The organism is Paenibacillus phyllosphaerae (assembly GCF_014192105.1).
Classification (GTDB): Bacteria; Bacillota; Bacilli; order Paenibacillales; family Paenibacillaceae; genus Paenibacillus_Z; species Paenibacillus_Z phyllosphaerae.
On record NZ_JACHXK010000014.1, the window covers coordinates 133260 to 146083 of the forward strand.

The following is a 12824-nucleotide window of genomic DNA, read 5'->3' on the forward strand; positions in this document are numbered from 1 at the left end:
AACAAATGTGGCACTTTTATTAAAAAATCGTCGAATGATTTGCTTTTCACTTATCGACGGCTACAGCCGCTCCCCGGATATGCACCGAAACCGCTTTCGCCCGAGCAAGCGCAATAAGGCCGCTAGCAGGCATAGTGCCTGCAAGCGGCCGTCATCGTTTATTCGACGATAATGTGAACGCCCCAAGGCGCAAGTTCCATCTGTCCGCCGGCGTCAACCGGACGGTCGCTCAGCAGCTCATGCCCCGATTCATGCGGATAAGCGTAATGGACAGCTTCGCTCGAATAGTTGAAGTAGTAACGCACCGTGCGTCCTGCCCGATTCGTCCCTTTCTTCACGATGAGGGGAAAAGCAGCCTGCTGCTCCACGCCCCACAGTCCGGCTTCCTTCAGCGCGCCTTCGAACACCTTGCGCATGACTGCGCCGCTCGTCATGCAGCCTACATACGTCGCCGTGCCCGCGCCATGGCGATTGCGCGTAATCGCCGCGTATTGCCCCCATTGCGGATGGTCGTAGGAAGCGAGCACCTCCGCGGTCGTCGGCGTCAGCAGTTCCATCCATGTCTGCACTTGGCCCTCTTCGGCCGCGATAGCGAATGCATGTTCCTTCAATCCGACGTTCGACGGCTCCACGAACACGCTATACGCCACGCCGCACGCCTCGTGAATGATGCCCGGCTGCTGCGCCGGGCGCACCTGCACGAGCTCGTTCGTGAATCCGGTCTTGAACGAATAGACGACATGGCCGCCTTTGCTGACGTAATCGTTCAACCGATGGAGCGTCTCGTCCGACACCGCATATAACGCCGGGACGACGATCAGCTTGTAGCGGTCCAATTGATCGCTCGATGCCGGGATGAAATCGCATCCGGCATTCAACTTATACAGCTCGTCGTACATCCAGCGGACCACATCGTTATACGTCTTGCCGCCCGGCAGCTTGAACCACTCCATCGCCGTGAGCGCCTCATTGCTGACCATCACCGCTACAAGGCTCTCCTTCTTCAGATCGACCAGCTGCTCGCTCAGCCGGGCGAAATCCCGGCCGATCGTCATCGCTTCCTTGTAGACCGGATTGGGCAGGAAGTCGTGGCTGAGCAAGCCTTTCCAATACGTCTCGAACGAATTGTGGATCGAATGCCAATGCCAATAGGCGACCATATTGGCACCGGAAGCAAGGTGGCTGAACGCCAGCTGGCGCAGCTGTCCCGGGAACGGCGTCCAATCCGGGAAGGCTTGGGCCTGCGTCTCCAGCACCAGGTAGTTCGAACCTTTGAGCGATCTTGTCAGATCGCCGCCGAACGAAATTTCGATGCCGGTCAGCTTATCTTGCGACGGATGGTAAATATCTACGCCTGCGATATCGAATGTTTCCGAAGCGGCAAAATGGTCGACGGACGGCTGCACCCCGTAAGAATAGCCGCGCCATTCGAAGTCGAAGTTCTGGGTGACGAATTGATCGTCGCGCTTATATTCCCGGACAAGATCAGCCTGCCACTTCAGGAAAGAGGTGACGAGACCGCGCTGGAACTTCGCGAATTCGGCGCCGAGACTGCCGTTGATCGTGCCGACCACGGACGGGAAGTCCTCCCAGCTGTTGATGCGGTTGCTCCAATAATCGAGCCCGAATTTGCGGTTGATCGCATCCAGGCTCTCATACTGCTCGCGCATATATTTGACGAATTGCAGCTGTACGTTCGCTCCGGCCGTATCGTAATGCTTCGTCTCGTTGTCGGTCTGATAGCCGATGATCGCCGGATGGTCCTTGACGTGGCTGAGCAGCTTGCGGATTATCCGCTCGGCATAGAACAGGTACGTCTTGTTCGTGATATCCATGATTTGGCGGGCGCCGTAGCGTCCCGGCCCTCTCGGCGTGACGGCCAGCACTTCGGGATGCTCCTTGACCATCCAGGTCGGAATCGCGTAAGTCGGCGTTCCCACGATCACGTGGATACCCGCTTCGTGCATCGCATCCAGCACCCGGTCGACCGAGCTGAAATCGAAGACGCCGTTCTGCGGCTCATGCGTGCTCCAAGTCGATTCCGCGATCCGGACGACGTTGAGGCCTGCCTCCTTCATCATCCGGATGTCTTCCGCAAGTCGGTCGTAAGGCATGTATTCATCGTAATAGGCAACGCCGAACAGCAGCTTCTCCATCTTCGCATGTCTCCTTCGCTTAACCTTTGACTGCGCCTTCCGCAATTCCGTGCATAATGAAGCGTTGGAAGAAGGCATAAATAAGAACGACTGGGATGGCCGTCAGCACAAGGGAGGCCAGAATCAGCGACCATTCCTTGTTATACTCGCCGAACAGCATGTTCGTGGAGAGGATCAAGGTATACTTGTTCACGTCCGTCAGCATGAGCAGCGGCAGCAGGAAGTCGTTCCAGATCCACAGGAAATCGAGAATCGCGATCGTCACCGTAATCGGCACGAGCAACGGGAAAATAATCAGGAAGAACGTCTGGAACTGGTTGCACCCGTCCATCTGCGCCGATTCTTCGAGCTCTCTCGGAATCGACTTGACGAAGCCGTGGTACAGGAAGACCGCCATGTTCACGCCCAGGCCGATATAGATCAGCGCAAGCCCGTACGTGCTGCCTTGCACATGCAGCGCATTGGCCATCCGGTTGAGCGGAATCATGATCGAATGGAACGGCACCAGCATGGAGGCGATGAACAGGAAGAAAATAAACCCGCTCAGCTTCCCCCCTGTCCGGGATAATTTATAGCCGGCAAGCGAGGCGCAGAACACGATGCCGCCGATGCCCAGAATCGAGATGACGGCCGAGTTCCATGAGCTATTGAGCATATTGATTTTGGTGAACGCGTCGCTGTAGTTTTCCCAGTGGAAGGCCGTCGGCAAGGAAATGAACGATTCGAACATTTCCCCCTGCGTCTTGACCGAGTTCACGACCGCCATATAGATCGGGAATACCGCCACCACCGCGCCGATCGCCAGCACCAAGGTAATCAGAAGAGAGCTGATTGAACGATTCCTCATGCTTCCACCTCTTTTCTCTTCATGACCGTAATTTGGACGAGCGTGAAGATCAGGATAATGACGAACAGGATGACCGATTTGGCGCTGGCATAGCCGTACCGGAAGTTATTCGAGAACGCTTCTTCGTAGATGTTCATCGTGATGACCTGCGTGCTGCGCCCAGGGCCGCCGCCGGTTAAGCCGAATACGACCTCGAACACTTTGAATGCGCCGTTCAGCGTCAGGAAAAAGCAGATCGTGATCGCATGCGTAATCATCGGCATCGTCACGCTCCGGAACGTCTGGAAGGCATTCGCCCCGTCGATGATCGCCGCTTCTTTCAAACTTTGCGGCACGCCTTGCAGCGCGGCCAGATAGATGATCATCATGTAGCCGACGCCGTTCCACAACGAGACGATCAAGATCGAGACGAACGAATATTTCGGATCGCCGATCCACGATTGGTCCAGGAAGAGCATGCTCGTTTTCTCCGCGATTTGCGGCAGTACCTGCGTGAATACGAAGGTCCACATGAAGGCGCTGATAATGGTGCTGATCATGTTCGGCATGAAGAAGATCGTGCGGAAGAATCCTTTGCTCTTCTTGCGGGATTCGATGAAGACGGCGAGCACAAGAGCAATCGCGTTCTGCAGCACGATCATGAAAAGAACGTACTTGAGCGTGAACCACAATGAATTCACGAAGTCCGGATCATCTGTAAGCGCCTCCACAAAATTGCCGAGACCAATGAAATCGTAGCTTCTGTTCAAGCCGTTCCAATCCGTGAAGCTGTAATACATGCCGCCGATCGTCGGGACTAGCAGGAATATCGCGTATAGAATAAGTGCCGGCGCGGTGAATGCCAGCAGGGACAGATAGGTCTTGTATGCTTTGGTCGGCATGAACGTTCTCCCCTCTCCTTGCCAATCTTGTGTCTATAGGGCGGGGAAAAGGCGGCAATCGCCTCTTCCCCTGTCTCGCATGCGGGTTAACGGAAGGTTACTTGTTCACCTTGTTGAACGACTTCCACGCTTTATCCAGCGCTTTGAACACTTCGTCTTGCGACATTTGGCCCGCATAGTAGGATTGCAGATCCTTGCCGACTTCATCCTTAACCGCTTGCGGAATGGCAGGATCTTGATACGACTTGCCCGCTTTGACGTATTCGGTCGCGTCATTCACCCATGGATAGCTGTCGAACGTGTGCACGGTAGCGATCGGGTTGAATTTGAGCGCTTGGAAGAACGCATTGGAATCCGTGTCGTCGAGCACGTAGTTCAGGAAGTCCAGCGCAACCTCTTTGTTCTTGCTCGTCTTGGAGACGGCCAGCGACGTGGAAGCGCTCAGATTAATCATCGTCGCATTCGCGTTATCGTTGATCGGCAGTGCCGCTACGCCGAAGTCCAAGTCTGGATTCGACTTGAGGATCGTCTCCGCGTACCAAGGGCCTTGCAGCCACATCGCCGCTTTGCCTGCCGCGAAAGCAGCCGCGCCGTCATCGCCGCCTACCTCGAGCGCTTTGTCCGTGCCGTTGGCATTGACCAGATCGATGACGTCGAACATCGATTTCATCTCCGAGAAGGAACCTTCGTCATTGCTCATGCGGGTAATGAAGTCCTTCTCCGCATCTTCGGTATTAATGAGCGCGCCGGCGGCCAGCGGCAGGAACAGCTGCGGAATCCAGGACTCCTTGTACGAGAGCAGGAACGGCGTAATGTTGTTCGCGTTCAGTTTATCGACGACGGCCTTCATCTCGGTCAGCGTCGTTGGCGGCGTCAGGCTCAGGTCGGCGAACATCTTCTTGTTGTACAGATAGCCCCAGGAGAGCGTCTCGAGCGGAAGAGCCACGACTTTGCCGTCGGTCGTCGTTACGGCAGGCTTCACGCTGTCCAGCAGTTTGCCGACGAACGGCTGATCCGACAGATCTTCGAGGTAGCCGGCCTTATAGTAGGAAGGAATGTCGTTGATGGCATGAAGCGCGAAGATATCCGGCGCGTCGTTGGAAGCCAGGCGCGTCTTCAAGATCTGCGCGGCATTGTCCGCCGGCGGCATCTCGATCTGCACCGTCACGTCGATATTCTTCTCCGCCTTCTCTTTGGCCGTGAATTGGGCAATATATTTATCGTAATGTTCTTTCAATCGAGGCTGGGCCACGAACATCTTCAGAGTGACGCTCTTCGCTTCTCCGCTGCCGCTGTCGCCGCCGGCATTCCCCGTATTCGCCGCATTCCCGTTACCTGTATTGTTGGATGCGCATCCAGCCAGCAGCGAAGCTGCCATTACTGTCGTCAGAACACCTGTCCACATCTTCATCTTATTTGCGACCTCCCTTAAAGTTTAAGCTCGTTTTGTTTACGCTTTCATTGTATAAGAAAAATGAAAGCGTTTAATTGGACGGAATTAATCGCTTTCATTGGACTATTTTAAACCTCTCGATTTTTGCGCATTTCGCCCGGCGCGACGCCGTAATGTTTCTTGAATACCCGGTAGAAGTACGTAACGTCCTCGTAGCCGATCATCTCGGCGACCGCTTTGATCGACAGCTGCTCGTCTAGCAGCCATACCTTAGCTTTCTCCATTCGCAGCCCCAGAATGTAGTCCGTCAGGTTGCGTCCGAACTCTTGCTTGAACACCTTGCTTAAGTACTCCTTGCTGACGAAGAATGCCTTGGCCAGCTGCTCGAGCGACAGATTCTCCGCAAAATGCCGTTCGATGTACTGACGCACGTCCTCGAGGTTGAGCTTGTTCTTATACTTCCGGCTGGCGATCAACTGTTCCAACGCGTGCCGGTACTGCTCCTTGATGAAGTCGACCGCCTTCCCGGCCGTCGAGAACACCTCGCTCCCGGCAGCAGCCCGTTCATCGTCCGGCAGCGAGTTGGCATTCATCATATCCTTTAGCGCCAGCAGCAGATCCGTGACGACCCGCTCCAGATGCGCAGGCTGCGCAAGCGCCTCGCCAAGGTCGGCCTTGAGCAGTTCCAGCACATGCTCGATCCCTGCCAGATTCAGCTCGTTAAAATGCCGGTGCAGCAGCTGTCTGGCCGAAGCGATGGCACGCGACAGCTCGAGAGGCAGCGCTCTGCTCTGCGTTGCGGCCGCCAAATCCGCCGCGCACTTCTGCAGAATCGTATTAAGCTCCTTCGGATCGATCGGCTTGAGCAAGTAATCGACCGCCCGATAGCGGATCGCCTGCTTCATATAATTGAAATCGTCATAGCCGCTAATGACGATCATTCGGACCGCGGGGAAGCGCACATGCATCTGCTCCATCAACTGAACGCCGTCCATGCCGGGCATCCGCATATCGGTAATGACGATGTCCGCGCGCGTCTCCTCCACCAGCTTCAGCGCCGCCTCGCCGTCTTCCGCTTCGCCTACGATCTGCAAGCCTAGCTGCTCCCACTGTCCGAACGTGCGGATCAGATCGCGATTCCACTGCTCGTCATCGACCAGAATGACTTTATACGACGTCAAGCTTCCTCTCCTCCAATTCCGTGCGGAATCCGAACGGTTACGACCGTCCCGATTCCGGCTTCGCTATCTACCTTAATGCCATATTCATCGCCAAAATGCATCTTCAGACGGGACGCCACATTGTTGAGCCCGATTCGTTCGCCGTGCGTCCACACTTGGCCGCGATAACTCGATAGGCGCTCCCTCAGATCGGTCAGCCGCTTCGGCGGCATGCCCGCCCCGTTGTCACGAATCTGGATCACCACATCGTCCATCACGACCGCTGCCGTGACGCTTAGTTCCCAGCTGCCCTTCTTCGTCTCCAAGCCATGCATGAATGCATTCTCGACGATCGGCTGCAGCGTCAGCTTGGGCAGCAAGCTGCGCATGGCCGCTTCCTCCACGTCAAGCGTATAGCGCAGCCGGCTTGTATAACGCTTCTCCTGTATGAGCATGTAATTATTCAGGTGGCCGATCTCCGCCTTCAGCATCGCCAGATCGCCCGGCTCGCGAATGACGTAGCGGAACATATCGCTTAAAGAACGGATAACTTCATAGCTCTCGGCCGGCTGCTTGGAGAACACCATACTGCCGATGAGCTGCAGCGTATTTTGCAGAAAATGCGGGTTGATCTGCGCCTGCAGCGCTTTGAGTTCCGCCGTCTTCCGCTCCAGATTGATGCTGTATTCAACCTTGATATGTTCGCGGATGCGCGCGGCCATCTGCTGCAGCCGGTTCTCGAGCAGACCGATCTCGTCCACCCGCTTCACGAGCGTCTTCTCTTGCTCGCGGATCAGATTGAGGCCCTGCATCGATCTGGCCAAAGTCACGATCGGCCTTGCCGTCTTCCACGCGATTGCAAAAGCAATGAATAGCGATACCGCTGCGGAGATAATGCCGATGATCAAGCCATAGCGCGCGGTCGACCGGGCGCTATGATCGATTACGCCGGCGGGAATGATAGTAACTAACTTGAGCCCCACCGGGTCGATCGTATTCGTGAACACGTACGAGTGTGTAGTCTGCACATATCCTGGACCTTCGGTCTGCTTCGCAATAACGGCCGTCACCTCATCCGATGCCTCCACGCCGGAAGGGTTGTAGAGAATGCGGCCGTCGCTGTCTGCGATGAGAACCGCCTGATCTTCGCCCCGCCCCAGCAGATCGAGTGTCTGATCGAATATGCCCCACTGCACCGTCAAAGCGATGCCGCCAAGCTTCTCTTGGTTCTCGAACCGGTTGATGCTGCGGATCAGGCGGAAACGGCCCTCATCTTCGGAAGAATTATCGATGCTGAAATCTTTGTTCTCCTCGAACAGATTCGCGTAGATCGGCGGAATTTCGCTTACCGTATCGATATCGCTCTGGCTGGCGTTGACGGTAATGAGGGAGCTGCGCCCTTTGAGGTACATCTCCACCCCGATCACATGATTGCCCGCCGTATAGAACAAGCTCGTGAGCGTGTCGAGTATCGTGCGCTGCGCCGCGAAGTCGAGCGGCTCCTGCGCGTCATCGACCGGCATAAGATAAGCATTCATGCTCGGACTGATCAGCATCGTGTAGATGAGATTGTTCAGCTGCGCGAACTGATCGCCCAAGTAGACGCCGGTCCATTTCATGTTGGATAAGTTCGTATCGATCACTTCCGCTTCGATCGTCCGCCGGTTATTCTCCGCCGCAAGCACGGTGACGGCGAGCGTCGGGATCACCGACAGCAGGATCATCGTCAAGATAAGCCGGTTGCGGATGCTGCGCCGGAACGGATCGATGACCGAGCGCCAGAGCTTGCCTATTGCCATTCCTTGCACGCGCCTCTCCGAGTCTTTGTATATGACAACAAACGCCCCCCTATTGCGCGAGAGACGTCTGGTTCATTGCTTATTTAAGCTTGAGGCAATCTTATCGTATGGAACGACTCCGGCTCAAGTTCGAAGGCATAGGCCTCTTCACCGGCCGAGAGCGTAAGCGTCCGCGTGTCCTTGAACGGATTCGCCAGGACGATAACCCGATCTCCGTCAGGCAGCTGGTAGGCCACCGCATGGCCGGACCATGGTCCGCGCAGTCCGATTCGCCGAGAGCCCGGCGCTACCGCATGGGCAAAATGCTTCATGACGTAGTATTCCGGATTATGCACCGCTTGACGCGTCGCCGGATCGACCGTAATCATCGCGTTCTGCTCCCAGCCCCATGTGCTGCGCCCCTTCGGTTCCAGGGCCATATTCCAGTACACATAGGCGTTCACGCCGTTGGTGAAGTAGTGCTGGTACAGGTTGAACACGTATTTGGCATAGTCCCACGTATTGTTGCCGTCGCCGCATTCGTTCTCGGTCTGCATATAGCGCAGCTCCGGATAGCTCTGGACGGTACGCTGGATCGCGTACTTGCCGGCCCATTGGTAGCCGACGCCTTTGACATACTTATACGCCTCCGGATCGCTGAGCACGACGGCCGCGAACACGTCATAATCCGAAGTCGTCTTCTTGATCAGTTCCTGCCAAGGATCCGGCGCATTGATCGTCCCGAGCCAAATCTCGGTCGCAAGCCCGTGTTTCTCGAAGGCAGGACCGAGGTAATCGCGAATGAACTCCTTCAGCTGCTCGCCCGTCCAGAGACAGGAAGGGAATTTCTGATCGGCCGCGACTTCATTCTGCACATGAATCTGATGGATCGTAATGCCTTCTTCCGCATACGCCTGCACGAACTTGACGAAGTACAGCGCGTAAGCCTCCAGTACTTCCTTCTCCCAGCGCAGCGTGCCGTAGTTATAAGCTTTCGGGAACTTCATCCACGTCGGCGGACTCCATGGCGAAGCGAACAGCTTGAGTTCCGGGTTGCGTTTCAGCGCCTCTCGAATGTATGGAATCAAGTGCTTCAGGTCCCGTTCGATCGAGAAATGTTCCATCGCGTAATCACCGTCATGCTCATTGTGGCTGTACCATTCCAACGCATAGTCGCTCGCGCCGATCGGCAGACGGCAAACGCTGAAGCGATGATCGCCCTCGGGATGGAACAGCGCATCAAGCACGGATTCCCTGTCTTCGTCCGTCAAATGCTGCAGCGCCGTATAGCCAAGTTCATTGAAGCAGCCGCCGAAGCCTTCGATCAGCTGATAGACCTCGCTTGTGAGCTCCAGATTGGCCGCCCCCGCGGCCGCTGCTTGCGTTGGTTGTTGCGCGACCCATTGCGCGTTCTCCGTGCTTGATACCCATTGAATCGATCTGCTCATATCGTTAACCCTCCGCGTTCGGATTTGGACTCGTCACATCTTGCACATCATTGTCCTTTATTATAAATTGGGTCCAACGGACAAGCGATTGTCCAAACCACGTGGAATTTACCCAAATCCAAGGCAGGGATACGATGAACAAACCAAGCTACCCCGATTGGCAGCATCAGGTGCAGTGGCTGCCCGCGATCGATTGGAACGTCAAGCTGTTCGGCGGGCACGAACGCGCCGTTGATCGACATTGGGCAATGCCTCAAGAATCCCACATCGGGTTCGAAATTATCCTCGTCCTGGAAGGCAGCCAGGAAACCGTAATGGGCGGTACCCGGTACATCCTGCACGCGAACGATATCATCTTGATCCCGCCGGGCATTACGCATAGGAATCGATGCGAATCCGACCAAGGCATGCGCTACTTCTGCGTCCATTTCAACGTCGATGATCCCCACTTCCGGCAGGAGATGATCAAGCACAACCGTATCATCTTCCGCAGCGGAACGGCTGAGAATGTCCGGCTCCGTTCGTTACTGGACCACTGGCTGCTCATGGTTCGGCGCGGCGGCGGACATTCGACCGAAGATCGCTTCCGTCTGCAGGCCCAGTTGTTCGAGCTGCTCGGAATGCTCGCCAGCTTCTCCATTCCCGCGGATGCGCAGCAAGCCGAGCCTGCCGCGCCGGCCTCCGTCCAATATGCCAAGGCGATCGCCGAAGCCATGAAGGCGCAATTCAATCCGCATCAGCTCGACCGGAGCGAGTCGCCGGATAACCGGGTCCGCATCGATCGGATTGCCGCTTCCTTGGGGATCAGCACCGGTTACGCGCTCGAGGTATTCCGCAAAGTGTACGGGTTATCGCCGCGGCAGTATTTGTCCGAGTTGAAGCTTCATGAAGCGAAAGTGCTTATCCAACAGCCCGATCTGTCGCTTAAGGAAATCGCGGAGCGGCTCGGTTATGCCCACCTGTCCCATTTTAGCCGCCAATTCAAGCGATGGACGGGCATGAGTCCGCTGCAATTCCGCGAGCAGGGTCGATAGCGCTCCGGTTAGTCAAGGACGCCAAATAGCGCCGCAGGGATCATAGCCCTGCGGCGCTATTCGGTATTTACCCGCTCTCAGTAGGGGAACCGGATTATTATTTGATAAGGCCGGCCTTCCGGCGACATGACTTCCAGCGTACCGCCGATCTGACGGACCCGCTCCAGCATATTGGTCAATCCGAAACCGTAGGCTTCCCTCGCATAAGGCCGCCCGTCATTCCAAAGCGTGAATCGAACCTCCCCCTCGCCGGCTTGCAGCTCGTAATGAAAATACCCGGCAGCCCCATGGCGGATCCCGTTCGTCAGTCCCTCCTGAAGCGCATGGTAGAGCACTTTCTTCTGGATGAGACTCAGCTCGGGCAACTCGCCGATCTCCCTCTCGATCATCACCCCCGCCGCCTGTTCCGTCCGGCATTCGAGGACGCGCATCGCGTCCGCCAAGTCATACGACTGGTTGGACAGCTTCATCATATGGACCGATTCGCGGATATCCTGAAGGCTCTTGCGGATCAGATCCGCCGAGAGATCCAGCTTCTCCAGCCCCCGTTCGTCCTGCTTGCGGATCAGCCGGGAAGCGGCGTCGATCTGAAGGACGGTCGCCGTGAGCGTATGGCCGACGACATCATGGATATCGCCGGCAATCCGATTGCGCTCTTCGAGCACGAATAGTTCGGCCATCGCCTCCGACCGCTCTTGGATGGAATGTTCGAGCAGCCGGTTGGCCTTCTCCAGCTGGTCGGTACGCCGCTCCACCATCTGTTCGAGATGCAAGTTCAGCTGTTCGTGCTCATCCCGGATGCGGGCAATCCGCGTCACCATGGCCATGCCGATCGATAGGGCGAACAACAGGACGCCGAAGCCGGCCGCATTATCCATGAGGTACATTTGCAACGTCGATGCGAAGGTCATCTCGTTCGCCGCAACACCCGGAACCAACATGTTGCTGACATGCAGAAACATGAATAACGTAACGCAGAATAGACCACCGAGTATCCATCCCGTCTCTCTGTCCGGATTGTCCCGGTACCGCCTCACCATGTACCGTGCGGAAGTAATGAAGCTGATGACGAACATGGAGAGAATCAGATATCGATGTACGTCCAGGAACGTATAGTAGGGCAAGGTATAAGCCAATACCGTCAATAGCAAGGTGAGCATACCGTAGACGCCTGCCTGGACAAGAAAGATCCGCGGGCGCTCCTGCCCTGCAAAATGGTACAGAAACAGCATGAATGATCCCGTGCCGATAACCCCCGGAATGTCGCCCCAATAGATGACGAAATCCGGGATCGGCAAATACTGAATGGAGTCCGACCGCAGCAGGTGCGCGGCGGCGGCGCTGGCCGTCAGAAGGCCGAAGCCCAGGAAAGCATGGTCCTTGCGGGAACGCAAATAATAAAGAAAAGCCGCGACGGCGAGCAAGCCCAGGAAGAAGACGTAAATAAAATTGAACAGATCCCTCTTCACCATGGTGAGCAGGATCGATTTGCCGTTGCCGATCTCGTACTGGCCGAAGCGCAGTCCTTCGAGCCTTGGCTCGGTTCGGATAAGGAGTTCCTTCATCTGACCGTTATTCGGCAATTGGGCCATCGACCACATGCGAGGATGCCGATAGGATTGCTCCTCCGGCTTTAAGCCCAGATAATGCTCACGGTCGATGTACACCTCGAAACTCGACTGTTTCTGTACCCAGATGACCGGATCGCGCAGCTGAGCAAGGAATGCCGGAATCTCCAGCTTAAGCCAGAATACCGCATGCCGGCTGCGGCCCTCCTCCGTATTCTGAGCTGCCCGTAAGGGCTGCCAATGTCCCGCCGTCACGACCGGTTTGCCCGCTTCCATCGGCAGGTCTCCCAGATGGACTTGCCATGGCTGTGATTCGTCCAAGTTTATGACGGAAGCTTCGTTCATCGTATCCGTTCTGCTCGGCTGCAGAATAGTAAATCCGACGATTCCGAAGATCAGCGTACTTATGAGGATAAAAGCCAGGAAGACCAAGAAGCGGGCCTTCACGATCGTTCCGACTGGTTTCGTATTGATTTGCACCATCAAGTCAACTCCGGATGCTATGGATTGGCAATGCTTCACGCTCCTTCCATCATAACAGCTAGCCGCTGGCATGGGA

9 protein-coding genes are annotated in these 12824 nt (G+C 56.0%); 1 reads left to right on the forward strand and 8 read right to left on the reverse strand.

Annotation, left to right across the window (positions count from 1 at the left end; all coding sequences use genetic code 11):
• Nucleotides 1-158 precede the first annotated feature (158 nt).
• The 7 genes from FHS18_RS24050 to FHS18_RS24080 form a co-directional block, all read right to left on the reverse strand.
• Entirely contained in the window at nt 159-2156 is a 1998-nt protein-coding gene (locus tag FHS18_RS24050; RefSeq protein ID WP_183602924.1) for a beta-galactosidase, read from the reverse strand.
• A gap of 19 nt (nt 2157-2175) precedes the next feature.
• Nucleotides 2176-3003, reverse strand: a complete 828-nt coding sequence (locus FHS18_RS24055; protein WP_183602925.1) for a carbohydrate ABC transporter permease — start codon at nt 3001-3003, stop codon at nt 2176-2178.
• Nucleotides 3000-3884 carry a carbohydrate ABC transporter permease gene (locus FHS18_RS24060; protein WP_183602926.1) on the reverse strand — a complete coding sequence of 295 codons (885 nt, stop codon included), beginning with the start codon at nt 3882-3884 and terminating at the stop codon, nt 3000-3002. Before FHS18_RS24060 ends, FHS18_RS24055 begins: the two co-directional genes overlap by 4 nt.
• A gap of 97 nt (nt 3885-3981) precedes the next feature.
• On the reverse strand, nt 3982-5295 hold the full coding sequence (locus tag FHS18_RS24065) for an ABC transporter substrate-binding protein (protein WP_183602927.1): 1314 nt from the start codon (nt 5293-5295) through the stop codon (nt 3982-3984).
• Nucleotides 5296-5405: 110 nt separating this feature from the next.
• Complete coding sequence (locus FHS18_RS24070; RefSeq protein ID WP_183602928.1) at nt 5406-6458, reverse strand: response regulator; 1053 nt, start codon at nt 6456-6458, stop codon at nt 5406-5408.
• Entirely contained in the window at nt 6455-8236 is a 1782-nt protein-coding gene (locus tag FHS18_RS24075) for a sensor histidine kinase (RefSeq protein ID WP_221401437.1), read from the reverse strand. The genes FHS18_RS24070 and FHS18_RS24075 overlap by 4 nt, the downstream gene beginning before the upstream one ends.
• Before the next feature lie 83 nt (nt 8237-8319).
• Nucleotides 8320-9663 carry a glycoside hydrolase family 30 protein gene (locus tag FHS18_RS24080; protein ID WP_183602930.1) on the reverse strand — a complete coding sequence of 448 codons (1344 nt, stop codon included), beginning with the start codon at nt 9661-9663 and terminating at the stop codon, nt 8320-8322.
• A 134-nt stretch (nt 9664-9797) separates the two neighbouring features.
• Between FHS18_RS24080 and FHS18_RS24085 the strand changes: the two genes are divergently transcribed.
• The gene (locus FHS18_RS24085; RefSeq protein WP_183602931.1) at nt 9798-10697 is read left to right on the forward strand and encodes an AraC family transcriptional regulator; all 900 of its coding nucleotides are present in this window, start codon (nt 9798-9800) and stop codon (nt 10695-10697) included.
• A 77-nt stretch (nt 10698-10774) separates the two neighbouring features.
• Here the strand turns inward: FHS18_RS24085 and FHS18_RS24090 are convergent, their stop codons facing one another.
• The gene (locus tag FHS18_RS24090; protein ID WP_183602932.1) at nt 10775-12748 is read right to left on the reverse strand and encodes a sensor histidine kinase; all 1974 of its coding nucleotides are present in this window, start codon (nt 12746-12748) and stop codon (nt 10775-10777) included.
• Nucleotides 12749-12824: the final 76 nt, after the last annotated feature.

Excerpts from the sequence above, each read along its gene's own strand:
- FHS18_RS24090 (WP_183602932.1), bottom strand. The coding sequence starts at position 12,748 with ATGGTGCAAATCAATACGAAACCAGTCGGAACGATCGTGAAGGCCCGC.
- FHS18_RS24080 (WP_183602930.1), bottom strand. The coding sequence starts at position 9,663 with ATGAGCAGATCGATTCAATGGGTATCAAGCACGGAGAACGCGCAATGG.
- FHS18_RS24075 (WP_221401437.1), bottom strand. The coding sequence starts at position 8,236 with ATGGCAATAGGCAAGCTCTGGCGCTCGGTCATCGATCCGTTCCGGCGC.
- FHS18_RS24050 (WP_183602924.1), bottom strand. The coding sequence starts at position 2,156 with ATGGAGAAGCTGCTGTTCGGCGTTGCCTATTACGATGAATACATGCCT.
- FHS18_RS24055 (WP_183602925.1), bottom strand. The coding sequence starts at position 3,003 with ATGAGGAATCGTTCAATCAGCTCTCTTCTGATTACCTTGGTGCTGGCG.
- FHS18_RS24065 (WP_183602927.1), bottom strand. The coding sequence starts at position 5,295 with ATGAAGATGTGGACAGGTGTTCTGACGACAGTAATGGCAGCTTCGCTG.
- FHS18_RS24085 (WP_183602931.1), top strand. The coding sequence starts at position 9,798 with ATGAACAAACCAAGCTACCCCGATTGGCAGCATCAGGTGCAGTGGCTG.
- FHS18_RS24060 (WP_183602926.1), bottom strand. The coding sequence starts at position 3,884 with ATGCCGACCAAAGCATACAAGACCTATCTGTCCCTGCTGGCATTCACC.